The sequence below is a fragment of the Trinickia fusca genome (assembly GCF_003628145.1).
GTDB classification, from domain to species: Bacteria; Pseudomonadota; Gammaproteobacteria; order Burkholderiales; family Burkholderiaceae; genus Trinickia; species Trinickia fusca.
On the sequence record NZ_RBZV01000010.1, the window covers coordinates 66,795 to 89,500 of the forward strand.

Annotated in this window: 19 protein-coding genes and 1 pseudogene; 7 read left to right on the forward strand and 13 right to left on the reverse strand. The window is 63.4% G+C overall.

The genetic code is table 11. From position 1 onward, the window contains the following. Window position 1 precedes the first annotated feature (1 nt). The gene (locus D7S89_RS20360; protein ID WP_245983106.1) at window positions 2-769 is read right to left on the reverse strand and encodes a haloacid dehalogenase type II; all 768 of its coding nucleotides are present in this window, start codon (window positions 767-769) and stop codon (window positions 2-4) included. 103 nt (window positions 770-872) lie between these two features. Here D7S89_RS20360 and D7S89_RS20365 point away from each other — a divergent pair, with 103 nt between their 5' ends. Continuing rightward, window positions 873-2,096, forward strand: a complete 1,224-nt coding sequence (locus tag D7S89_RS20365) for a winged helix-turn-helix domain-containing protein (protein ID WP_121280495.1) — start codon at window positions 873-875, stop codon at window positions 2,094-2,096. Between the two features lie 28 nt (window positions 2,097-2,124). Here D7S89_RS20365 and D7S89_RS20370 read toward each other — a convergent pair whose 3' ends face one another. The 3 genes from D7S89_RS20370 to D7S89_RS20380 form a co-directional block, all read right to left on the reverse strand. Then, window positions 2,125-4,521, reverse strand: a complete 2,397-nt coding sequence (locus D7S89_RS20370; RefSeq protein ID WP_245983094.1) for an NHL repeat-containing protein — start codon at window positions 4,519-4,521, stop codon at window positions 2,125-2,127. A 507-nt stretch (window positions 4,522-5,028) separates the two neighbouring features. Beyond that, window positions 5,029-5,607 carry an NnrU family protein gene (locus D7S89_RS20375; RefSeq protein ID WP_121280520.1) on the reverse strand — a complete coding sequence of 193 codons (579 nt, stop codon included), beginning with the start codon at window positions 5,605-5,607 and terminating at the stop codon, window positions 5,029-5,031. Window positions 5,608-5,691: 84 nt separating this feature from the next. Next, window positions 5,692-7,155: a M20 family metallopeptidase gene (locus D7S89_RS20380; protein ID WP_121280522.1), complete on the reverse strand. Its 1,464-nt coding sequence runs from the start codon at window positions 7,153-7,155 to the stop codon at window positions 5,692-5,694. Window positions 7,156-7,381: 226 nt separating this feature from the next. Between D7S89_RS20380 and D7S89_RS20385 the strand changes: the two genes are divergently transcribed. Beyond that, window positions 7,382-7,699 carry a superinfection immunity protein gene (locus tag D7S89_RS20385; RefSeq protein ID WP_121280524.1) on the forward strand — a complete coding sequence of 106 codons (318 nt, stop codon included), beginning with the start codon at window positions 7,382-7,384 and terminating at the stop codon, window positions 7,697-7,699. Between the two features lie 4 nt (window positions 7,700-7,703). Here the strand turns inward: D7S89_RS20385 and D7S89_RS20390 are convergent, their stop codons facing one another. Continuing rightward, complete coding sequence (locus D7S89_RS20390) at window positions 7,704-8,087, reverse strand: YodC family protein (RefSeq protein ID WP_425470856.1); 384 nt, start codon at window positions 8,085-8,087, stop codon at window positions 7,704-7,706. 467 nt (window positions 8,088-8,554) lie between these two features. Continuing rightward, window positions 8,555-10,207, reverse strand: coding sequence for an ATP-binding domain-containing protein (locus tag D7S89_RS20395; protein ID WP_121280528.1), 1,653 nt, complete (start codon window positions 10,205-10,207; stop codon window positions 8,555-8,557). A 105-nt stretch (window positions 10,208-10,312) separates the two neighbouring features. On the opposite strand from D7S89_RS20395, the gene D7S89_RS20400 reads away from it, so the two are divergent. After that, a complete protein-coding gene (locus D7S89_RS20400) occupies window positions 10,313-10,939 on the forward strand; it encodes a glutathione S-transferase family protein (RefSeq protein WP_121280529.1) in 627 nt (208 codons plus the stop codon). 33 nt (window positions 10,940-10,972) lie between these two features. Here D7S89_RS20400 and D7S89_RS20405 read toward each other — a convergent pair whose 3' ends face one another. The 4 genes from D7S89_RS20405 to D7S89_RS20420 all read right to left on the reverse strand — a co-directional run bounded on the left by D7S89_RS20405 (window position 10,973) and on the right by D7S89_RS20420 (window position 14,772). Continuing rightward, window positions 10,973-12,574 (reverse strand): PAS domain-containing hybrid sensor histidine kinase/response regulator, encoded by a 1,602-nt coding sequence (locus D7S89_RS20405; protein ID WP_121280531.1) that lies wholly within the window; start codon window positions 12,572-12,574, stop codon window positions 10,973-10,975. 325 nt (window positions 12,575-12,899) lie between these two features. Continuing rightward, complete coding sequence (locus D7S89_RS20410; protein ID WP_121280533.1) at window positions 12,900-13,676, reverse strand: alpha/beta fold hydrolase; 777 nt, start codon at window positions 13,674-13,676, stop codon at window positions 12,900-12,902. A 46-nt stretch (window positions 13,677-13,722) separates the two neighbouring features. Continuing rightward, complete coding sequence (locus tag D7S89_RS20415) at window positions 13,723-14,262, reverse strand: thioredoxin family protein (protein ID WP_121280535.1); 540 nt, start codon at window positions 14,260-14,262, stop codon at window positions 13,723-13,725. Between the two features lie 93 nt (window positions 14,263-14,355). Continuing rightward, window positions 14,356-14,772, reverse strand: coding sequence for an organic hydroperoxide resistance protein (locus tag D7S89_RS20420; protein ID WP_183085284.1), 417 nt, complete (start codon window positions 14,770-14,772; stop codon window positions 14,356-14,358). A gap of 360 nt (window positions 14,773-15,132) precedes the next feature. Between D7S89_RS20420 and D7S89_RS20425 the strand changes: the two genes are divergently transcribed. Continuing rightward, window positions 15,133-16,182, forward strand: a complete 1,050-nt coding sequence (locus D7S89_RS20425; protein WP_121280713.1) for an alpha/beta fold hydrolase — start codon at window positions 15,133-15,135, stop codon at window positions 16,180-16,182. Window positions 16,183-16,214: 32 nt separating this feature from the next. On the opposite strand, the gene D7S89_RS20430 is transcribed toward D7S89_RS20425, so the two are convergent. Both D7S89_RS20430 and D7S89_RS20435 read right to left on the reverse strand, forming a co-directional pair. Next, complete coding sequence (locus tag D7S89_RS20430) at window positions 16,215-17,516, reverse strand: sensor histidine kinase (RefSeq protein WP_245983095.1); 1,302 nt, start codon at window positions 17,514-17,516, stop codon at window positions 16,215-16,217. Beyond that, entirely contained in the window at window positions 17,513-18,256 is a 744-nt protein-coding gene (locus tag D7S89_RS20435; protein WP_121280537.1) for a response regulator, read from the reverse strand. Before D7S89_RS20435 ends, D7S89_RS20430 begins: the two co-directional genes overlap by 4 nt. A 207-nt stretch (window positions 18,257-18,463) precedes the next feature. Between D7S89_RS20435 and D7S89_RS20440 the strand changes: the two are divergent. Beyond that, window positions 18,464-19,210 (forward strand): annotated as a pseudogene (locus D7S89_RS20440) (cytochrome c biogenesis CcdA family protein); the annotation flags it as partial. Window positions 19,211-19,229: 19 nt separating this feature from the next. On the opposite strand, the gene D7S89_RS20445 reads toward D7S89_RS20440, so the two are convergent. Beyond that, on the reverse strand, window positions 19,230-19,658 hold the full coding sequence (locus D7S89_RS20445) for a response regulator (protein ID WP_121280541.1): 429 nt from the start codon (window positions 19,656-19,658) through the stop codon (window positions 19,230-19,232). A gap of 249 nt (window positions 19,659-19,907) precedes the next feature. Here D7S89_RS20445 and D7S89_RS20450 point away from each other — a divergent pair, with 249 nt between their 5' ends. Continuing rightward, window positions 19,908-20,789: a MerR family transcriptional regulator gene (locus tag D7S89_RS20450; RefSeq protein WP_121280716.1), complete on the forward strand. Its 882-nt coding sequence runs from the start codon at window positions 19,908-19,910 to the stop codon at window positions 20,787-20,789. 582 nt (window positions 20,790-21,371) lie between these two features. Next, window positions 21,372-22,706: a glutamine synthetase family protein gene (locus D7S89_RS20455; protein ID WP_121280543.1), complete on the forward strand. Its 1,335-nt coding sequence runs from the start codon at window positions 21,372-21,374 to the stop codon at window positions 22,704-22,706.

The following is a 22,706-nucleotide window of genomic DNA, read 5'->3' on the forward strand; positions in this document are numbered from 1 at the left end:
TTCAAGCGCCGAGCTGTGTCGCGAGGTCGACGAAATCCTTGGCGACGACGTCCCACGCGGCCTGCGCCTCCAAGTCCGTCGTTTGGCGCGGGCCGTGTTCGGTGGGACGAACGACGAATGCCGTCTTGAAGCCACAGGTACGCGCCGCCGCCAGATCGCTGTTGTGCGCGGCGACCAGGCAAACCTCCTCAGGCCGCATCGCGAGTACCTCCGCGGTCCGCAAGTAAGATTCGGGCGTCGGCTTATAAGCGCGCACCACTTCGGCGCCGAGGATCGCATCCCAAGGCAGTTGCGCCCGCTTGCTCATATCGAGCATCAGCACGATGTTGGCATTCGAGAGCGGCGCAATGATGTAACGCGCTTTCAGGCGTGTCAGGCCGGCGACCGAATCGGGCCAGGGGTCGAGCCGGTGCCATGCAAGATTGAGTTCATCGAGTTCGGCGGCCGTCACCTTGGCCGCGTCCAGGCCGAACTCGGGCAGGACGGTGTCGAGGTTCTCACGATGCAGCACGTCGAGCCGCTCGAATGGCCTGCGTCCGCTGCGCACCTCTTCCATGGCCGGCGAGTAGCGGCGCCGCCAAGCATCGGCGAACGCGAACGGGTCCGCATCCACACCATGCCCGGCCAGAAACTGCGCCGCCTCACGCGCGACGCCGCTGCGCCAATCGACAACTGTGCCGAATACGTCGAACACCAGTGCTTTCACCCCGTTCAAAGCCATACTGCCCCCTCTCGTGGTCGATGTGCCGCTGCGGCACGATGCGCACAGTCTATCGCCGGGCTCGCTGCGGGGAGTCGGGTCCGAGGTTAAGCTCTATGACCAACGCCGAACCCAGACCCAGACGAAAGCTTCGCCATCGAAAGGCAGCCGCATGACCCTCACCACGATTCCCGTCACCGCGGCCCGTACGCTGCATCTGGCCGCGCAAGGCCTGTTGACGCCGCCGCGCCGCAAGGCCGTCAAGGACGACGTGATCGCCGCGATTCGCCGCATGGCGCAGTTGCAGATCGACACGATCCACGTCGTCGCGCGCAGCCCCTACTTCGTGTTGTTCAGCCGCCTCGGCCCCTACGAGCCGCAATGGCTCGACGAGCATCTGGCTGAGGGACAGCTGTTCGAATACTGGTCGCACGAAGCGTGCTTCGTGCCGATCGAGGACTATGGCCTGCTGCGCCATCGCATGCTCGACCCTCATGGCATGGGCTTGGGATGGAAATATCCGGCCGACTGGCATCGGCGTCACCGTAAGGAAATCGACAAGCTGCTCGCGCACGTGCGCGACACCGGCCCCGTGCGAGCCGCCGATTTCACGCGCGCCAAAGGCAACGGCAATGGTTGGTGGGACTGGAAACCGGAGAAGCGCCACCTCGAGACGCTCTTTACGCTCGGCAAGCTGATGGTGCTCGAGCGGCGCAACTTTCATCGCGTCTACGACGTTGCCGAACGCGTGCTGCCCGAATGGGACGATGCACGCGACCTGCCTGCACCCGAGCAAGCGCTACGCACGCTCGTCGCACGCACGTGCGCGGCGCTAGGCGTCGCCCGCGCCGACTGGATCGCCGACTACTACCGGCTCGAACGCCGCCAGTACCAGGAGGAGCTGCACGCACTCGCCGATCGCGGCGCGTTGCGCGTCCTGCGCGTGGAAGGCTGGAAGGAAGACGTATTCGTGCCGATCGAGTTCGATGCCCTGATCGACGACGCGGCGCAAGGCCGTCTGCGCTCTAGCGTGACGACGCTGCTCTCACCGTTCGACCCGGTGGTGTGGGATCGCAAGCGCGCGTCAAAGCTGTTCGATTTCGACTATGCGATCGAGTGCTATACGCCGGCCCCCAAACGCAAATACGGCTACTTCTGCTTGCCGATCCTGCATCGCGGGCGGTTGATCGGCCGCATCGATGCGAAGGCCCATCGCGCGAGCGGCATCTTCGAATTGAAGTCGATTCACCTGGAACCGGGGGTGCGCATCGGCACCGCGCTGCTCAAAGACGTGCGCCGTGCCATCACGCGTTGCGCGCAGTGGCACGGCACACCGGAGCTTGCTATCGGTCACGCGCCGCGCGAGCTCGCCGAGGGCTTGCTCGCCGCCGGTTAGGCACCGGCTGGCGCCGCGCGCGATTCAACTATTTAAGGAGACTCAGCAGCGTCGTGAGCACCGAAGTTTGCGGCTTGCTTGCCGTCGTTGCAGGCGCGGCCGTGGTGTTCGTCTTCGCAGCAGGCGTGGCAGCCGGCTTGACACTCGCCGGTTGCGCAGCAGCTTTGACGGCGGCCATCGCGCTAGCCGAGCCCGACGGCGTCCAGCGGTACATCAGCACCTTCGCTCGCGCATCCTCTTCGGCAAGGACCACATACTCCCCGTTCGAACGCAGGGCCGCGCTGATACCCATTTCAACGTCGATCCAGCCGCTCGTGCTGCCGACCGTCGAACTCGGTGCGAGGAAGCCGACTTGCTGGCCGGTACTTGCGTCGTAGACGTCGACATGGGCCGTCAGCGATTCCGCGACGAACACGTAGTTACCTGCCGCAGCCAGGCCGACCGCAGCCGGGAGCGTAGACGACGGGACGTACGGCAGTTGCACCGTCCATTGCAACGACGGCGAGCCCGAACTCCAGTTGTTGTAGCGTGCGAGAACGGTACCGATCGCCTTCCAATCCGCAGAGGCGTACGGCTGGGTGCTCGTATAGCCCGAGATGTACATCGTGTCGGTCTCCGACACATACACGATGCGGGCGATATGCGTGAACGGCTGCGGCATCGGGAAAACCTTCGCGCCTTGGTACTGATAGACCGGGTTGCCGTACGCATCGACACCTTGCAGCGGCATTTCACGGATACCGCTGCCCTCCGTCGCGAGCCAAACGTTTGCGGCATCGTCGACGTACCAGTAGCCGTTGCACACGGTATTACCCGTCGACGGGTTCGACTGGATTTCCGCCGGCTCGATGGCACCATCGCCGTTGGCGTCACGCCACATCCATTCTCCGGTCTTCGGTTGTCCCTGCGGCCAGCTACCCGGGATCGTGTTCTGCGACAGCAGGCCCGACGGCACGGCCACTTCGCCGTTCGTGCTCGGCTGGAACCGATAGATGCTCAGATAGTGCGCATACATGTCTTGCGTGTACAGGAACCGCTGACCGTTGATGCGGCGCACCAGCGGTTCGCCACGCACGTTACGCGTCGTGTGGAGCGCGGGATCGTCCGGGTAGCGGTAGGCATTCATCGTGAAGCCCGCATAGCTCCACTCCTGGCCCGCCGACGCCGAGTAGTTCAACGAGAAGTGCTTCGAGCCCGAGAACACGTCGCCGGGTGACGCCGGGTCGAGCGCCGCGCCGTCGACGAACAGCAGCCCGTGAAGACGCCAGTTCAGCGCTTGCGTCGACCAGTTGTAGCTCTCGAGCACGGTACCTTGGCCAACACCCGTCGAGCCGAACGCACGCAGGCCGGCGCCGTTCTGCGCGACATACAGGTTGCCCGTGCTGTCGAAGCCAAGCCCCGTGAGACCGTTGAAGCGCCAGTTGCCCGGCGTGCCGGCCGTGCCTTGGAAGATCCCGCCTTGCGCGCCGAGCGCACCGGCATACTGGGTTTGTCCGCTCACCTCGTTGTAGATGAGGATCTGCTGTGACGGACCGTCGTCGGCGATCAGCAGCTGGCCCGACGGCGAGATCGTCAGATCGGCTGGCACGGCCGACGGCGGCAGCGCCACCGTGCCGGGCAGCGCGGCGCCCGCGGCCGAATAGTGCACGACGCTACGGGCCGACGACTGCATCCCCTGAATGACCCACAGCGAACCGTCCTGGTCGATCGCGATACGCCCCGGCGAAGACGCCGCCCACGAGCGCAACGGCGCCATCGTGTTCGCGTCGAATACCTGGATCTGGTTCGCATAGGCGTTGCTGACGTACAGCTCCGTGCTCGACGCGGCAAGGCCGCGTATACCGGCGTCCGTCGTGTCCGGCGCCGTGTTGACGATCAGGAAGCTGTTCTTCGTCGTGTTGTTCACATTGCCGATGCCGCTCGCGAACGGTGCACCCTGTGCGATGTTGCTGAGCAGACGTCGCGTGATGCCGAACCACGTCGAGCCGCTCGGCGGGTAGCTGCTGCCGGTCAGCTTGCCGCTTTCGTTGTCGATCGACATAGCCGCATACAGATAGGTGCCGTTGATGGCGATCGCGTCGCCGCCCGTGTTGCCCCAGCCGTGCGTATTGCCGGCGAGGCCCACCTTCGTGCCGTTGGAGTACTTGCCGATTTCGCTGCCGCTTTCGTCCCACGGCGCATTCGTATAGACGCTGCCATCGGGGCCGACAGCCATTGCTTCGACGTCGAGCTGGACCCACTTGCCGTCACCGTAGCCGAACGTGTTGCCGATCCACGACGTCGTGGAGTTCAGCTGCGTCTGCGAGAACGAGGCCGTCGGCAGGAGCGCCGAGACTGCGACCAACGAGGTGCAGAGGTAACGTGCAGTTTTTTTGAAAAAAGCATCCCCGCACCGCGCTGCTGCGCGGCGAACAATCTGTGCCATTTTTACTTCCCCCGAGCAGCAGCCCTATTTTTTTGATTAGGACTACTACCTATACGATGATCACGTCGCCCGGCCCTTGATTCGCATTCCTGATCTCCGACACTTCCTGGATGCGAACTTCCGATATGTGCAGTCGCTGAACCGAACGGATGGAAAGACTTTTGACCCTGTCTTGCAGGCTGGGCCTTCAAGGACCCTTTCTTATGGGCTCTAGTATTGCCGCTCGCGCAGACAGCGAAAATCAGCGTGGGAGGAGAATGCCGTGCGGATTCGGCAAATTTCGGTAGGATTCGTCTGACATAACTTCAGCGCGGCGACGACGGCGGGCGCGGCAAGATTTTCCGTCTGATAGCGCACAGACCGCGCCCATCAGGAGGGATTTTTTACCTTTTCCGGCGCCTATAGATTTTGTAGTCCTAACTACCTAGGCAGAGGGAGTCCGCTCGATGAGCGGAAAAGGCGGGATAGGGAGAAACAGGTAGCGGAGGGAGAGAAAAGGGGAAGCGATCAGCCGAACGGCCGCACACCGATCAGCCAGCCGTGCAAGAAGAACGCGAATACAGCCCACACCACAATCCCGCCCACGACGACGCGCGCGTCGCCGAGCAGCGTGCCTGCCGGATAGCGCGTGCCGGCGAGCCGATCGCGGCGGCGCCACACGAGAAAGCTCGTCGTCGACCAGACAAAAAACGCGCCAAACAGCAGGATGGCGTTGGCCGTGCCGTTGGCCAGCAGATGTCCGACGGCCCAAACCGCCACGCCGGCCAGCATCGGGTGGCCGAGCAACTGCTTGATGCGGCTGGCGGGCGCGTACGCCGCGCCGATCAGCACGAATGCGATCGCCACGAGCAACGCGGTCAGATGGCGCGCGCCGGCCGGCGGCATCCATAGGACTATCGGCGCGCGGCGCGCCACACCGTAGCCCAGCACGATCAGCACAATCCCTAGCGCCGATGCGAGCGAGTAAAGCCCCTTCCATCCGCGCTCGCCGAGCCGCGTGACCTGAGCATTACGCCACGGCTCCGCCACGAGCCGGATCGAGTGAACACCGAGAAAAATCACCAAACCGAGGATCAGTATTGCCACGTCGGACTCCTTTGCGTTGTCGTTCTACGTCGCGTGCTCGCGCCGATGCTTGCGCATCGGTGCGAGCGAATACTGGCGTCGATTTTAGGGCGCGACTGAGATCACTTGCGCGATGGCAGCCGTGAGCTTCTTGGCGTAAGGCACGTGCAAGAACTCGTTGGGGCCGTGTGCGTTGGATTTCGGGCCCAGCACGCCACAGACCACGAATTGCGCCTGAGGAAAGCCTGCTTGCAGCACGTTCATCAGCGGAATCGTGCCACCCTGACCGATCGAAGCGCACGGCGCGTCGAAGTAGGCTTGCGAGGCATCCTGAAGCGCCTTGCCAAGCCACGGTGCCAGATCGGGCGCATTCCAGCCGTTGGCCGCACCGGCCTCGGGATTGAACGTGACCTTCGCGTTATAGGGCGGATCGAATTCGAGCAGCGCCTTCAACTCGGCTACGGCGCGCGCCGCGTCGATGAGCGGCGGCAGTCGCAGCGACAGCTTGAACGCGGTGCGCGGACGCAGCACGTTGCCCGCGCCGGCCACCGGCGGCAGCCCTTCCGCACCGGTGACGGACAGCGTCGGACGCCAGGTTGCATTCAACAGTGCCTCACGCGGATCCGTCGTGGTCGGCAGCACGGGCTTGCCGTCCTGTCCGCAAGCCCACGGTGAGGACCGCCATACCTCGTCGCCGAGAATGCGTGCCGCCGCCTCGGCTTCGCTGAGGCGGCTGGACGGGATCGGGCAATGAAAACCGGGCGGCAACAGATTGCCGGAGGCCGCATCTTCGAGCCGCTCGAACAGCTGCCGCATGATACGAAAGCTCGACGGCACGATGCCGCTGTAAGTCCCCGAGTGCACACCTTCGTCGAGCACCTGCACTTCCAGCGCGCCGGCGACGTTCCCGCGCAGCGAGGTGGTCAGCCATAGTTGATCGTAGTTGCCGGCGCCCGAATCGAGGCATACGACGAGGCCGACCTTGCCGAGCCGCTCACGCAGCGCGTCGACGTACGGCAGCAGGTCGTAACTGCCCGACTCCTCACACGTTTCGATGAGACCCACGCAGCGCGGACGCTCGACGCCCTGCGCATCGAGTGCGGCCAGCGCCGAGATGCTCGCGTAGATCGCGTACCCGTCGTCGGCCCCGCCGCGGCCGTACAGCTTGCCGTTTTCGTATTTGGGCGACCATGGGCCGAGGTCGTTGCGCCAGCCGTCGAACTCGGGCTGCTTGTCGAGGTGGCCATACAGGACGATCGTCTCGGTGCTGCCCGAGCGCGTCGCAGGACTTTCGAAGAAGATGACGGGGGTGCGGCCAGGCAACCGCACGATCTCCAGCTTGAGTCCGCGCACGGGCTGCCGTTCGGCCCATTGCGCGGCATCGGTGACGACGCGCTCGAGGTAGCCGTGCTTGGCCCAGTCGGCATCGTAGGCCGGACTCTTGGCGGGGATGGCGATATAGTCGGTCAAGGCCGGGACGATTTCGTCGTCCCATTTGCGCTCGACGAACGCGCTGAGCGCGTCCCGATCGAGCTGCACGGAATGTTGCGTCGCATCGGCTGCAGTCATGGCGGCTTTGCCCTATCGATGAAAGCGCACATGATAGTCCCGATTGCGCGCTATTTCGATATCGCGTGACTTGTACGGAGACGCCGCGCGTGTCCGTGCATTCCCTCGCGCACGGGTCCAATTCGCCAATTGCATAACCGCTCGCATGCGGGATGGGTGCGCGGCGCTGCAGGAAATCGCGGAACGCGCGACAATCGTAGGCCTATGGTGCCGGGAGCGCGTTTATATGTGGGTCAAAACCATTGTGCAAATTGCCGAAATCGTCGCCGCGCTCGCCCTTTACTTCCTCCCCGCGATTATGGCGGATCGGCGCAAGCGGCATGACCTGTTGACGATTGCGTTATTCAACGCCTGCCTGGGCTGGACCGTGCTCGGCTGGGTGATCGCGATGCGCTGGGCCCTCGTGCCGAACCCGCCGCCCGACCTCGAGCACGACGTGGTCGCCAAACGGCGCCTGGTCGGGATGCGTACGTTCTCGAAAGCGCTGGTGACCCGCATCCAGCAACGCGGGGCCAAACGCAACGCCGACGCTGCACGCCGCTAACGCATCAGGCAAGCCAATCGCCTGCGGTCGTGCCGCGAAAATGCACGCGCCCTGGGGAGATCGAGCGTGGTTCACGCACGAGCGCGTCACTTGGAAATTTCTCTTGCCGGAAGTCGCCGCGCTCGTCGAACCATTGGCAAACGGCCCAATCACCATCTGTGCGGCTCGTTCCCACGTGCTCGACGGTCATGCGCGGACCACCCGCCTTCGTCGTCACCACATCGCCCGCACAAAATCGTTCAATTGGATCGAGAGAAATCGTAAGCATGTGCGCTCCGTCGAGAAAAATCGCATCGATTCGGAAAAAGCCAGCTTGGTGCGCCAGCGCACGGAATAAATTTTCCGCTCTGTTTGCCTTTGCTGCCGCGATAACGACTGGGGTGGCCAACAGAGATTAACAATAGAATTTTTATTCCACAAGCAACTTTAGGGAAAACATGGGTAAACCGTTTCACTATATTTAATCGTCAGACGTATCATTCGACCCACCCAATAGCCATTGCGTCGGGCGAAAATACTTAAAAGAAATTCGGCGCCGGAAAATCATAAATTTGAAACAATTGTATGCCTTCCGAGTCGACCGTGCCGCGGTGGATCGCCACAGTCAAGCCTGACGGGCTGAGCGCCGCATATCGGGCACCTCACCCAGTGTCACCAAAGTAAAGCCCAGCCCGCAGGATAGCCTAGTTAGCCGACACGCGCTTGACGGCCATCAAAATGGCTATTCGTAAATAGATATGAAGTATTTTCCAAATATTCGACTCGAATAATCGAAAACGTTTTCGATCAAGACGAATTATCTGCAAATTACCGGCACGATCTGAATAACGTGCCGGCGCAACGGCGATGTTTTCGTCAATCGTCAGGATGCAGATGCCGCGACGCACGCCGCGATGCCACCACGATCAGCTTCATCGTAGCCCGCGTCGCACCGACGAACAGCTTGCGGGCGGCGCGCTCGTCGAACGTCTCGAAGTCGACCTCGGTCAGAATCGCGCATGGCGCGGACTGGCCCTTGAAACGATAGATCGACTCGAGCAGGACATCCCCTTCACGGTATTCAGGGCTGCCGAACAAGTCGTACTTGCCGGTGAAATTACGCAGTCGATGCGGCCCCAGATGATCGAGCGGCGTGAGCACGGAGCCCTCGCGCCCCCGATATGACAGCACCGCGATGTCCTGCTTGCGAAAGCCGAATGAAAGGGCCTGGGTGATGGCACGCTTGGTCGCCTCGACGACGCCGTCCACGCTCGTTTCGTCGTACTGATTGAGCACGATATCGGAGCCGTCGAACGGGCTGCCCGAAGTGAGACGCGACGCGTGCGGCACCGGCGCCCCAACCTTCGTGCGAACGAAGTCGAGAATGTCGCGCGGGCTGCGATAGTTCGTCGTTTCGGTCAGCACCGTCCAGCCCGGCAACGTCACGGGCTCACGCATATAGAGGTTCTGCAGCGGGTCCTCGAGCCACCACCAGGCGCCACCCGGGCGGACGAGACGCGCGAGCGCTTCGACCCAGGGCTCCTGAAAGTCCTGCCCTTCGTCGACGATCAGGACATCGAACGTCCAGCGCTCGTCGATCGGCGCCTCGGCGAACGCGGCCTCGAGCCGGCTGAACACCTCGGGCGCGCCGAAGTCGGGCGCCCGGCCCACATCGCGCACGATCCAGTCGCACAGCTGATGGTAATTGGCGACTTTGGCCCCAGCCGGCGCCACGCGTGCGATGTGATCGGCCAGCGGCCGGTTGAAGCACACGTAGAGCGCACGCTTGCCGCTGGCGGCGGCGTCTTTCATGGCCTGTACCGCGAGCTGCGTCTTGCCCGAGCCCGCGGTGCCGATCACGCGCAGCCGGAACGGCTCGAACGACAGCCGCCGGGCCCAAGTGGCGAGACCACCCGACAGACGCGTGACGAGCGTGCCGGCCTGACCGACGAGCGCGCTCGCGTCGGGCGTGAGCGCCAACTCGTCGGCAAGGAAGTGGTGGATCTTCGGTGCGCACGGCAGGCGCGGCTCGTCGGCCGGCAGCGCTGCCATGATGACCGACGCGAGTCGGTCCTTGCGCGTCGCATCGACGATGTGCGTCGCCTCCACGCCGGCGATCGCCGCGTCCTTCACCACGTAGTCAGGGCAGTAAAGCAGGGCCTCGATACAATAGGTACCGGCCCCGAAAGCTTCGGTAAAGCGCCGATGCATGCCTTCGACGGTCCGTGCCAGCTGGATCGCAACGTTGCGCTCGGTTTGCAGATAGACTTTGACGAGCCCTTTCGGCGTCTCGCGCAGGAAGCCCGCCTTCTGCTCGAGCAGCATCACGCGGCCCGCCGGGCTCACGACGACGAAGTCGGCTTCGCCGAAAACGGAAAAGCTTCCATTCAGGCGCGTCCAATGGACGCCGTGATAGACGGTGTAGCCGTCGGGCAGCGCCGTCTCGAGCAGCGCGAGCGTTTCGCGTTCGCGCACGGCGGCGCCGGTAGCGGCCAGGTTTTTCCAATCGTCAGGGATGAGGCGGGCCATGGTCGGGCAATTCCTCGTGGGACGGTTTGAATTCGGCGTATTGTACAAACCGCGTGATCGCCGCCGCTCGGATGGCGACACCATTTTTTATCGGAGGAGGTACAAATGCTGCAAATTTGGGGACGAGCGAACTCCGCCAACGTGCAAAAGGTGCTCTGGTGCTGCGACGAACTGGGTCTGCCGTTCGAGCGCATCGATGCCGGCTTGCAATTCGGCCGAGTCAACGATCCCGACTATCGGGCGCTCAACCCGAACGGCCAGGTTCCGACGCTCGTCGACGGGACGTACGTGCTGTGGGAGTCGAACTCGATCTTGCGCTATCTGGCCATGCAATATGGCGCATCGAGCTCGCTGTATCCGGCCGAGCCGAAGCAGCGAGCCAGCGTCGACCGCTGGCTCGACTGGACGCTCACGATGTTGGCGCCGGCCGAGCGCCCGGTATTCATTACCCTCGTCCGCACACCGGCCGAGAAGCGCGACCATGCGGCACTCGAGGCCAACCTCGTCACGCTGACCGCGCGCTGGAAACTGCTCGATACGTACCTGCAAGGCCGCTTTTACGTGGAAGGCGACAAGTTCACGATCGCCGACATCGTGCTGGGTACGTTCGCCCGTCGCTGGTTCGGGCTCGAAGGCGTCGAGCGAGCGCCGATGCCGAGCCTCGAGCGCTGGTATCAGCGCGTCGCGCAGCGAGCGGCATTCAAGAAGTACATCGATTTGCCGCTGACCTGAGGCGGCCGGCCGAGCCGGCGTGCGCAGCCGCGTTCAGCGGCCCGCACGCCGGTCGTCGGCGCGCTGCAACAGCGCTTCGATCAGCGGCAGCTGCACGGGCTTGGTCAGATGCATGTCGAACCCCTGCGAAAGCGAACGTTCGATGTCGGCGTCCTGGCCGAAGCCCGTCATCGCCGCAAACAGGGTCGGCTCGAATCCGCTCGCCTGCTTGAGTTCATGCAGCACGCTGAAGCCGTCGGCGCCCGGCATGGCAATGTCGATCAGCGCGACGTGCACGACCGACGCACCCGCTGCGAACGCAAGCGCTTGCGCGCCGCTGTAGGCCACGTGCACGTGATGCCCCTTCATGCGCAACAGCATCGCCATGCTGTCGGCCGAGTCACCGTTGTCGTCGACGATGAGGATCGACAGCCCTTCCTTCTCCCCCTCGCGCGGCCCCGTGCGGCTCGCCGCCGATGCAGCGTCGTTCGCCGCGAGCTGCACGCCGAGCAACGGCAGCCGCACCGTGAAGGCGGCGCCACAACCTGGGCCATCGCTCGCCGCGGCGATCGCCCCGCCATGCATCTCGACCAGCCAGCGGCATATCGTGAGCCCGATGCCGAGCCCGCTTTCCTTACGCTCGAGCCGGGTGTCGGCCTGCACGAACAAGTCGAAGATCGAGCCGATCGCCTCGGGCTCGATACCGCTGCCGCGATCGGTCACACGCACGACCGCGAATGTGCGGTTTTCCTCGGCGATCGTCACGCCGATCGGATCGCCGCGTTCCGAGAACTTCGATGCATTGTTCAATAGATTCTGGATGACCTGTATGAGACGTGCCGTGTCGCCGTTGACGAAGACGCCCGCCTCGGGCGCCTCTACCTGTACGACTTGCTGCCGCAAGCCCAGCAACGGGCGCATCATCTCGATGGCATGTGCCGTGACGTCGCGCAGATCGACGGGCGCGAGGCGCAGCGCGATCTTGCCGGTGGTAATGCGGCCAGCGTCGAGCAGGTCGTCGACGAGCCGCGTCAGATGCGAGATCTGCCGGTCGATCATGTCCCGGCACTGCTTGAGCGTCGGGCTCAAAAGCGGCTCGAGCTTCATCACGCTCAGCGCGTTGCTGACCGGTGCGAGCGGATTGCGCAGCTCGTGCGCGAGTGTCGCGAGGAATTCGTTCATGTGCTCGCTTGCCGCTTCGAGATCGCGCAGCCGTTTGCGCTCGGTCATGTCGCGCGTGACCTTCGCGTAGCCGCGCAGCTTGGGTTCGCCGCCGTGCGTGGTGTAAAGCGCCGTGATGACGACGTTGGCCCAGAACAGCGAACCGTCCTTGCGCACGCGCCAGCCTTCATCTTCGATTCGCCCTACCGTTGCCGCGGTCGTGAGCGTGCGCGCGGGCTTGCCGTTCGCGACGTCTTCGGGCGGATAGAAGATCGAGAAGTGGCGGCCGATGACTTCCTGTGCCGTATAGCCTTTGATCTTCTGCGCGCCGACGTTCCAGCTCACGATGCAGCCATCGGGATCGAGCATGAAGATCGCGTAGTCCTGCACCGAATCGACAAGGATGCGGAAACGCTCCTCGGGCGGCACGACCTGCTCCGATGGTGGCGGGACGGCTTGGCTTTCACGGGCGGGGGCGGACGGTTCCGAGCGCATGGCGGCGGCAATTCGTTAAACGGAAACTGCACGAATGTTCAGGGCACCACGCAAGCATGACTTATGCCTGCCACGAAGCCTGCCGATGAGAACCGCGCTGCAACGCAGCGTCACCACTCGTGCCAAGTCGATTCTGCGAAGCATCGCGGATCGCCCATGAATCCACGCAAAAGTCCCGCCAGCACATCGAAAGAAAAGCCCGAAAGCAAAACGCAACTTTGACAAGACGCTTTGCAAAAACTACTGCGCCCATGCGGTAAAACAACCACGCGAGGCACGCACGCTCGCTGATCCGAGCGTGCGGCCGTGGCCACCGTGGCGTGTGTCACTGCTGCTGTGCTTCAACCGTGTGGACAGCATCGAGGATCACCTTCGCTACCTCCGAGGGCCGAGACTCCTGAGGGACATGGCTGGTCGGAAGGCTCGTCACCCTTGCGCCAATCTTCTTTGCCATGGCCCGCTCCAAATCCGGCTGGATCATCCGATCCTGCTCGCTGACGATGTACCACGACGGTTTCGACTGCCATGCCGCGACGGTCGTCTTTTCTCCAAAGGCAGAGGCTTTGATCGGCCCCTGCGTTGCCGCCATGACACGGGCCTGCGCTGCCGGCACATCCGGCGCGAAATCGCTCGCCAACGCAGCCTCGGGCAGCGACAGGTAGCCGTCCACATCCGCCACCAGCTTGGCGATGCCCGGGCTGGGAGGGAAGCCCTTACCGGCCTCCGCCGTCGACTGACCGGCATCGGGCGCGAAGGCAGCCACGTAGACCAACGCCGAGACCTTGTCATTCGCGCCGGCTTCCGTGATGACGGTTCCACCCCACGAGTGACCGACCAGGACAACCTTGCCAGGCTGGTTGTCGATGGCGCGACGCGTAGCAGCGACGTCGTCTGCCAGCGAGTTGAGCCCGTTCTGAACGGCCTGCACTTTCACGCCCTTCGCTTGCAGCAGTGGGATGACTTTCGCCCAGTCCGAGCCGTCGGCAAAGGCGCCATGGACGATCACCACGGAAGGCGGGTTGGTGCCCTCCGCAAAGACGGGGGAAGTTGCAGCTACGCCAACGGCGAGCAACGCAGCAGCGGCGAATTTCTGATGAAACATAACGATTCCTTTTTTGGTTAAGCGGTCTGCCGAGAAGGTGGGCGAGTCACTTGTTCTGCGCCAGAAGCTTGCGAATGGCGGCGTCCGTTTCGGCGTAGCGTCCTTCTCCGAAGGACTGGTAGACGATGCGGCCCTCGGCATCGATCAGGTAGAGAGCAGGCCAGTACTCGTTGTGGAACGCCGACCACGTGCCATAGCTATTGTCTTGGGCAACGGGATAGTGGATATCGAAGCGCTTGAGCGCTTCCTGCACGTTGGAAGTGGACTTCTCGAACGGGTATTCGGGCGTGTGGACCCCGACGACAACGAGCCCTTGATCCTTGTACTTCTCGTACCACTGCTTCACGTAAGGCAGCGTGTTGATGCAGTTGATACAGGAGTACGTCCAGAAATCGACCAGTACGACCTTGCCTCGCAAGGCCTTCATCGAAAGCGGCGGCGAGTTGAGCCAATGGTCGATGCCGGTGAACTCGGGCGCGGCGCCCCCCTCTGCGGCAGGCGCGCTGAAGGCGCGCGCGCCCGTCCCGACGAAATAAACGGCGGCAATGCCGATCGCAACCAGGGCAGTACGTAGATACGTGCGCATGATTTCAGGTACTTGAAAGGTTGGAAGGCGTGCCAATGAAGCCGGCATGCTCGGCGGCCTTCCGATCGCATCGGGAGGCCCCCTGGACGGGTGTCAGACCAGACGCAGCTCGACGTGGATGTTGCCGCGCGTAGCTTTCGAATATGGGCAAAGCTGGTGCGCCGCTTCAACCACCGCTTGCGCCACCTCCCGATCGATGCCCGGCAGGCTGATGTTCAGGCGGGCCTGCAGCAAGTAGGCGTCGCCGGTTGTCCCAAGGTCCACTTCCGTATCCAATGCCAGGTCCGACGGCAGCTTGATCTTCATCTGGCTGGCAGCGCGGCCCATTGCGCCAATGAAGCAGGCCGACCATCCGGCAGCAAACAACTGCTCAGGGTTCGTTCCCGAACCGTTGCCGCCCGGCGGGGACAGCTTCAGATCGAGCCGATCATCATCGCTATGAGCCTGGCCTTCGCGGCCGCCAGTGACGTGGACCTTGGCGGTGTACAGCACGTTTTCGATACGGGTCATGATGCGTTCCTCGTTGGTTTGGGGATGGCCTGAGATCGCTTCGCAGATGCTCGGCGCTGGGCCATGGAACGCATTAAAGACGGCCGACGTATCGCACGCGTAGCGTGTAACGGCCTGTTGTGTCTTGGTACGTATCGGCGTTGCCGCGTGATACAGACGCATACAAAAATCCGGCGGCAAACAGTTGGTAGGTGGTGTGAGGCGAAGAAACAGGGCAAGGTGCTCGACACGGTCTTTGTATCGCTCTGTATCCGACGGCCCACCGGATACGCAACTTTTCAAATCGGAGGATTGAGCAAACAGGCGCGATACGTCGGCCAGCGATGCTCACCATCGACATCACTTCGAATGGAGCAAGCCATGTCCGAATCGATCAATCAACAGCGGCGGCGCCTGTTCAGCTCGGCCGCCATCACGCTCGCTGCCGCGCCACTGGGCCTATCCAGTCTGGCTCGTGCCGAATCCGGCAAGGCGGCAACGCTCCCGCCGACGGCCAGGCCGGGTGCGCATACCCAATTCTCGAAGATCAAACAAGTGATCGCCGGCGAGCTCAACATCGGCTACGCAGAGGAAGGTCCGGAGAATGGGCCGGTGGTGATCTGCCTGCATGGCTGGCCCTATGACATTCACAGCTTTGTCGACGTCGCACCCGCGCTCGCGGCGGCCGGCTACCGAGTCATCGTGCCGTACGCGCGTGGCTATGGAAGCACGCGCTTTCTTTCCAATGCGACATTTCGCAATGGCGAGCAGGCGGCGCTTGCGCTCGACACCCTGGCCCTGATGGACGCGCTCGGAATCAAACAGGCGATTTTCGCCGGCTACGATTGGGGCGCACGGACGGCCTGCATTATCGCGGCGCTGTGGCCCGAGCGCTGCAAAGCGCTGGTTTCCGTCAGCGGCTACCTGATCGGCAGCGTCGCGGGCAACAGCAAGCCGCTTGCGCCACAGGCTGAGCTCCAGTGGTGGTATCAGTTCTACTTCGCCACCGAGCGCGGAAGGCTCGGCTATGAGCAGCACCGGCACGACTTCGCGAAGCTGATCTGGCAACTCGCCTCGCCTAAATGGAATTTCGATGATCGTACGTTCGATCGGAGTGCTGCGGCTTTCGACAACGAAGACCACGTGAGCATCGTGATCCACAACTATCGGTGGCGGCTCGGCCTCGCTGAAGGCGAGTCACGACACGACGGCCTGGAAAGGCATCTGGCCGAGTTTCCGAGCATCGAAGTCCCCACCATCACGATGGAAGGCGACGCAAATGGTGCGCCCCATCCGGAGCCGAGTGCCTATGCCCGCAAATTTTCGGGCAAGTATCAGCACCGCCTCGTCACGGGCGGCATCGGCCACAATTTGCCGCAAGAAGCACCGTTGGAATTTGCCAGAGCGGTAATCGACGCGGATCACCTGTAAAGGCACCCGCTTTCGGATTTCGAAGGCAGCGGTCAATTTAACGTAACGACCGCTGCCAACCCACCGCCCTCGCGATTGCGCAACTGAAGCGAACCGCCGATCGCGACCGCAAGCTGGTGTGCGATGGCGAGGCCCAGACCCGTGCCGCCGGTCTCGCGGCTGCGCGAGTTCTCGAGCCGGACGAACGGTTGCAGCACGGCTTCGAGCTTGTCTTCCGGGATGCCGGCACCACGATCGAGCACCTCGATGATCACGCTGCCACGCTCTCGGCGCACACGCAGTTCCGCGGCACCGCCAAACTTGATGGCGTTATCGATCAGGTTGGTCAGGATCCGGCGCAGCGCATGGGGACGCGTCTCGATGGTGCCGTCGATGTTCTGCTCGACGGTCACGGTCTTGCGCATGTCCTGGTAGTCGTACGCCAGGCTCTCGATAAACGATCCGAGGTCGATTCTCGATGGCTTCTCGCCATCGCCATGCATGGAGCGCGCATACGCCAGCCCTTCTTGTACGAGCCGTTCGATCTCGGTCAGGTCTTGCTCCATCTTGCGGCTCTCTTCCGAGTCCGCCCCCATCTCGACGCGCAGCTTCATGCGCGTGATCGGCGTCTGCAGGTCGTGCGAGATGGCCGCCAGGATCTGCACGCGTTCCTCGACGAACCGCGCGATGCGATCGCGCATCGCGTTGAACGCCCGCGCGGCACGTTCCAGCTCGGCTGGACCGGTCTCATCGAGCAGCGGTGTCCTCGTATTGGGATCGAGCGTGTCGGCCGCTTCGGCCAGCGCCGCCAGCGGCCGGATCGCCAGGCGTACGGCGAACCAGCAGCACAGAACCAGCAGCAGCAGTTGAATCAACAGCACATAAGGCAGCCACTGAGCGATCGGTGTCATGCGGGGGTGCACGTCGATCGTCAGCGGGCTGCCATCGCTCAGCGTCAGGTGCGCCTGCACTTGCTTGCCACCGCCGGGAATCGCTTCGACTTCGACAGGGAAACGGCCGCCGCTGGCTTGCGTGATCCGGTCGGCAATCGCCTTCCCGCGCGGCGTCATCTCGGGCACACCCGGCGAGCCCGGCCCCAGGATATATCGGTAGTTGCCGCGGTTCACGCGCGGCAGCCACTGCGGCCGCTCGGCAGCAGGCACGCGGTCCAGGATGGCAATCGAGGTCGCCACGTCGGTCTCCAGCGTGTCGAGCATGACTTCGCGTGCGCTCATGTAACGCTCGGAGAACAGCACGGCGAATGACAAGCCATATGCGATCACCAGGCCGACCAGCAGAATCAGGAACAGGCGCGAACGCAGCGAGCGCGGCCAAGGTCGGAAACGCGCCTTCACTGGCGTGCCTCCTTGATCTCCACGGGCATTGCCAATACGTAGCCCTCGCTGCGCACGGTCTTGATGTAGCTCGGTTCGCGCGCATCGTCCCTCAGACGCTGACGCAAGCGGCTGACCAGCAGGTCGATCGAGCGCTCGAACATCTCCGCCTCGCGGCCCTGCGTGAGATTGAGGAGTTGGTCGCGATTGAGCACTCGCTGAGGATGATCGACGAACACGCGCAGCAGCCGGTACTCTGCGCCGCTCAGCGCGACGATGGTGCCCTCGCGGTCGATCAGGTGACGTGCCGTGGTATCCAGCTGCCAGTCACCGAACGCGAGCACCCGTCCGGCCTCGGTGATCTGCAGATTGGGCGGCAACATCCTGGTGCGGCGCAGCACGGCCTTGATGCGTGCCAGCAGCTCGCGCGCGGCAAAGGGTTTGGCGAGGTAATCGTCCGCGCCCATTTCGAGGCCGATGATGCGGTCTGTTTCATCATCGCGTGCAGTCAGCATCAGGATCGGCGTGGCCTTGTGCTTCCCGGCGCGCAATTCGCGGCACAGCACCAACCCATCGTCACCCGGCAGCATCACGTCGAGCACGATCAGATCGACGGCATCGGCCTCCAGGAACGACCTCATGTGGCGGCCATCAGGGGCCACGGTCACGCGCAGACCGTTCTTGGTGAGGTAGGTCGAAACCAGTTCGCGGATTTCCCGGTCGTCGTCGACGATCAGGATATGGTCGATATGCGAGTCCATCGGCTTTATCTCGGCAGGATTGGAAGAATGCGGCCTGTCAGGTCCGACGACATTGTATGGGGCTGCCCATCCTTGCGTGTACCACAATGTATCGGGTCACGAAGCTGCCACACAGCGGTACATATTCGGCCGTTTGCGACACATCCTGGCGATGTGGGCGGTGTCTGATCGAGGGCAAGCCAAGCCCCTTGCGAATGGAGCCCGATCATGACCCTGCTGATTCTCGCCTATCTGGGTGGTGTGCTGACCATCCTGAGTCCGTGCATCCTGCCCGTCCTGCCCTTTGTCCTGAGCCGAACCGGACAGCCATTCCTACGCAGCAAGCTGCCGATGCTCGCCGGCATGGCGCTGACTTTTGCCGCCGTGTCCACGGTCGCGTCGGCCGGCGGTAGCTGGGTGGTGCGCGCCAACGAATACGGACGCGATGGCGCGCTGATCCTTCTCGCGGTCTTCGGACTCTCCCTGCTCATGCCCGACTTGGCCACCCGGCTCGCGCGCCCTGTGGTGGCGCTGGGCAACCGGCTGAGTACCGGCAACGCAGGCGCGCCGGCTTCGGCATGGGGATCGCTGGTGCTTGGCATCGCGACCGGCATGCTTTGGACGCCGTGCGCGGGCCCCATCCTCGGTCTCGTGTTGACAGGCGCGGCCTTGAACGGCGCCAGCATTTCAGCTGCATTGGCGCTGACGGCCTATGCAGCCGGCGCGGCAACCTCGCTGACCGCCGCGCTCGGCATCGGCGGCCGCGTCTTCGCGTTGATGAAGCGATCGCTAGGCGCTGGCGAATGGATCCGCCGTGGCCTCGGGGCGAGCGTGCTGGGAGGGGCAATCGCCATCGGTGCGGGTGCCGACACTCGCCTGCTCGCGCATTTGCCCGCCAGCGGCGCGGCATGGATCGAGCAGGCACTGGTGGGCGCATGGCACACGAAAAGTCCCTCGCCGCGAGCCGCGGACGCAGAGACTTAGCAGGGAACGTTCACATTCCCTGGACCGCACTCGCGTACTTGTGAGCGGCCGCCGTCTCCGCCAACAGCGCCACGAGCCGATCGGGCTGCGCGGGCTTGGTCATGAAATGCTGGAAGCCTTCCCCGATGCTGCGTAGCCGATAGGCGTCATCGGTATGGCCCGTAATGGCGATCGCCACGGCGGGCACACGATTGCTGCGGATTTCATCGTCGCGCAGCCGCTGAATCAGGTAGAAGCCGTCCATCGCCGGCAAGTCGAGGTCACATACGATCGCGTCGGGTGCCATGCTCAAAACGGCTTCGACGCCTTCTTCGGCATCGGCTGCTGCCACTACACGCGCCCCTTCGGATTCGAGCATCTCTTTCAGCGATTCTCTGCTGGATCGATCGTCGTCGACCACGACGATCGTCATGTGCTCCAGTCTCAGTACTCCGTCCATATCAGTCTTCTAAGCTTTCTATGCATTTGCCTGATGCTCGGACCGGCTAGCGCGTCGCAAGTTGCATAGGCTGCGGCACAGCATCGGGTCGCGACGTCTCTCACGCCGCCGCGGACAATATCACGTCATAACGTCGTACGGATGAATGACGGCGCGCCCATTATTGGTTTTGCCGCACATTGCGCGATGCGACATGCAGGTTTTACATGCTGCAGCGGCGACGCCACAGCTGCGCGCTACAATCCGCGCATGCCGAAACCGACCTCCTCGCCACCCGCACAAACAGGCGCGCCGGCGCATGCGCCGCTCAACGAATACACGGTCGACGAGCTTGCGCGCGTCGCCGGTACCACCGTGCGCAATATACGTGCCTACCAGGACCGAGGGCTGCTTGCGCCCCCGACCAAGCGTGGCAGGATCGGCGTCTATGACGACACGCATCTGTCTCGTCTGAAGGTCGTCAATCACCTGCTCGCGCGCGGCTATACCCTCGCCAACATTCAAGACCTGATCCAGGCTGTCGAACAAGGCCACGACCTGCGCTCGATCCTCGGTCTCGAAAGCGCAATCGGCTCGCGCTGGTCGCATGAAAGACCGCACTCGTACTCGCTTGCCGCGCTCGCGAAGATGTTCGGCGGCGCCTCGCCCGGGCGTCTTGCGCAGGCCGTCGAACTCGGGCTCGTGGAACGCGACGGCCTGAAGTTCGTGGCGCCGAGCCCCGCTTCGCTCACGACCGGCGCGGCCCTCGTGAAGGAAGGCGTTCCGGCTGACGACCTGCTCGAAGCCGTACGCGCCTCGCGACCGCATTTCGAGGCAGTCGCCAAGGTGCTCGTCGATCTCGTCGTACGGCGCCTCGACCGCTACGAAGCCGGCGCGCTGCCGCCCCCCGCGGACGTGCCTGCGCTCATCGACGCGATCTGGCGCTTGCGGCCGCTCGCGTCGATCCTCGTCGAAAGCGAAATGAACCGTGCGCTCGAAGAAGCGTCGGGCGATTACCTCGGCAATCGCGTCGCGGCCATTCTAGAGAAGCGGCTGGAACAAGCGCACGACGATGCAGCCGCGCAGCCTGCCGAGCCGCATGACCGACGCGGCAGCACCCAACGTTCGGGGACGCGCTCGACACGGCGCTGAACAATCGGCTCGAGGATGGGGGATTGACGCCAATATCAGCTCGTATATGCTGGAAGACAGGCTCAATGCCAGTCGAGTGTCATCGTGAGAGTCCGAGGCCCTTTGGTTAGGTGGGATCGCTGCCCGCATGCGGTGTTTTCGCATGCAGGTCGCGCCTGCGTCGACGGGCGCCGCGGCAGCCTTGCGCTGCGTTGGTTCGTCTCCGTTTCCACCCTCCTTTCCCGTCGTTCCGTTCGACGTCACAACGTCGCCGCGGCGCGCGCCGGTATCGCAGTACAACGCGACGACGTGTCGTCGCTGCTGCCGTAGCGCCTCCCGAGCGCTAGTCATTCCTTTTTTCCTCTGCATGACGACGCATTGAACAGTGCGTCGCGGCGGCACTCGCCCACCCCGCGCTTTCCGGCGTCGGCGACGCTGCACGGCATGTCGTCCTGCTTTCGCATTTACCGCATCGTCGCGTAGACGACGCCATTCATCATGCGTGCGCGCACAACAATTCGGATAACGAATCATTTGACAGAGCAACAGGCCCTGTTGCCCACCTATGCCGTCCGCGCTTGGCCTCATCGAGAGAGAACAACCATGCAAGACATCGACGATTTTTTGAAGCAGCATCACATCACGGAGATCGAAGCGATCATCCCCGACATGACCGGTATCGCGCGCGGCAAGATCATTCCGCGCAACAAATTCGAGTCGGGTGAATCGATGCGCCTGCCGCAAGCGGTGATGATCCAGACGGTAACGGGGGACTACCCGGCCGATGGGACCCTCACGGGCGTGACCGACCCCGACATGGTGTGCGTGCCCGACGCGTCGACGATCCGCTTGATTCCGTGGGCCGTCGACCCGACCGCCCAGGTCATTCACGACTGCGTGCATTTCGACGGTACGCCCGTGGCCATCTCGCCGCGCTGGGTGCTGCGCCGTGTGCTGGACAAGTATCGCGAACGAGGCTGGAAACCCGTCGTCGGGCCCGAGCTCGAGTTCTATCTGGTCGACATGAACAAGGACCCCGACTTGCCGTTGCGTCCGCCGATCGGTCGCACGGGCCGCGCCGAGACAGGCCGCCAGTCGTATTCGATCGAGGCGGTCAACGAGTTCGATCCGCTGTTCGAAGACATTTACGAGTACTGCGACGTGCAGGAGCTCGAGATCGACACGCTGATTCATGAAGTCGGCGCGGCGCAGATGGAAATCAACTTCCTGCACGGCGATCCCCTCAAGCTCGCCGATCGCGTGTTCCTGTTCAAGCGCACCGTGCGCGAAACAGCGCTGCGCCATCACATGTATGCGACTTTCATGGCCAAGCCGATGGAGCATGAGCCGGGCTCGGCGATGCACATTCATCAAAGCGTGACCGACGTCGAAACGGGCCGCAATCTGTTCACGGCCGCCGACGGCTCGCCGTCGAAGATGTTCCATTCGTACATCGCGGGCTTGCAGAAGTACACGCCGGCCTTGATGCCCGTCTTCGCGCCGTACATCAACTCGTATCGACGTCTCTCGCGCTTCATGGCCGCGCCCATCAACGTCCAATGGGGCTACGACAACCGCACGGTCGGCTTCCGCGTGCCGCACTCGGCGCCTGTCATGCGCCGCATCGAGAACCGCATTCCCGGCGTCGACTGCAATCCGTATCTGGCGATCGCCGCCACGCTTGCGGCCGGCTATCTCGGCATGGCGCAGCGGCTCGAGCCGACCGAGCCGCTCGCGTCGGACGGCTATGCGCTGCCCTATCAGCTGCCACGCAATCTCGAGGAGGCGCTGACGTTGATGGGCGCCTGCACGCCACTCGTCGACATGCTCGGCGAGCCGTTCGTGAAGGCCTATCTCGCGCTGAAGGAAACCGAATACGAAGCGTTCTTCCGCGTGATCAGTTCGTGGGAACGCAAGCACTTGCTGCTCAACGTTTGA

What these genes read in the sequence shown, in the direction of transcription:
- D7S89_RS20365 (WP_121280495.1), top strand. Translation starts at nt 873, where the DNA reads ATGACCCTCACCACGATTCCCGTCACCGCGGCCCGTACGCTGCATCTG.
- D7S89_RS20370 (WP_245983094.1), bottom strand. Translation starts at nt 4,521, where the DNA reads ATGGCACAGATTGTTCGCCGCGCAGCAGCGCGGTGCGGGGATGCTTTT.
- D7S89_RS20380 (WP_121280522.1), bottom strand. Translation starts at nt 7,155, where the DNA reads ATGACTGCAGCCGATGCGACGCAACATTCCGTGCAGCTCGATCGGGAC.
- D7S89_RS20385 (WP_121280524.1), top strand. Translation starts at nt 7,382, where the DNA reads ATGTGGGTCAAAACCATTGTGCAAATTGCCGAAATCGTCGCCGCGCTC.
- D7S89_RS20395 (WP_121280528.1), bottom strand. Translation starts at nt 10,207, where the DNA reads ATGGCCCGCCTCATCCCTGACGATTGGAAAAACCTGGCCGCTACCGGC.
- D7S89_RS20400 (WP_121280529.1), top strand. Translation starts at nt 10,313, where the DNA reads ATGCTGCAAATTTGGGGACGAGCGAACTCCGCCAACGTGCAAAAGGTG.
- D7S89_RS20405 (WP_121280531.1), bottom strand. Translation starts at nt 12,574, where the DNA reads ATGCGCTCGGAACCGTCCGCCCCCGCCCGTGAAAGCCAAGCCGTCCCG.
- D7S89_RS20410 (WP_121280533.1), bottom strand. Translation starts at nt 13,676, where the DNA reads ATGTTTCATCAGAAATTCGCCGCTGCTGCGTTGCTCGCCGTTGGCGTA.
- D7S89_RS20415 (WP_121280535.1), bottom strand. Translation starts at nt 14,262, where the DNA reads ATGCGCACGTATCTACGTACTGCCCTGGTTGCGATCGGCATTGCCGCC.
- D7S89_RS20420 (WP_183085284.1), bottom strand. Translation starts at nt 14,772, where the DNA reads ATGACCCGTATCGAAAACGTGCTGTACACCGCCAAGGTCCACGTCACT.
- D7S89_RS20425 (WP_121280713.1), top strand. Translation starts at nt 15,133, where the DNA reads ATGTCCGAATCGATCAATCAACAGCGGCGGCGCCTGTTCAGCTCGGCC.
- D7S89_RS20435 (WP_121280537.1), bottom strand. Translation starts at nt 18,256, where the DNA reads ATGGACTCGCATATCGACCATATCCTGATCGTCGACGACGACCGGGAA.
- D7S89_RS20445 (WP_121280541.1), bottom strand. Translation starts at nt 19,658, where the DNA reads ATGGACGGAGTACTGAGACTGGAGCACATGACGATCGTCGTGGTCGAC.
- D7S89_RS20450 (WP_121280716.1), top strand. Translation starts at nt 19,908, where the DNA reads ATGCCGAAACCGACCTCCTCGCCACCCGCACAAACAGGCGCGCCGGCG.
- D7S89_RS20455 (WP_121280543.1), top strand. Translation starts at nt 21,372, where the DNA reads ATGCAAGACATCGACGATTTTTTGAAGCAGCATCACATCACGGAGATC.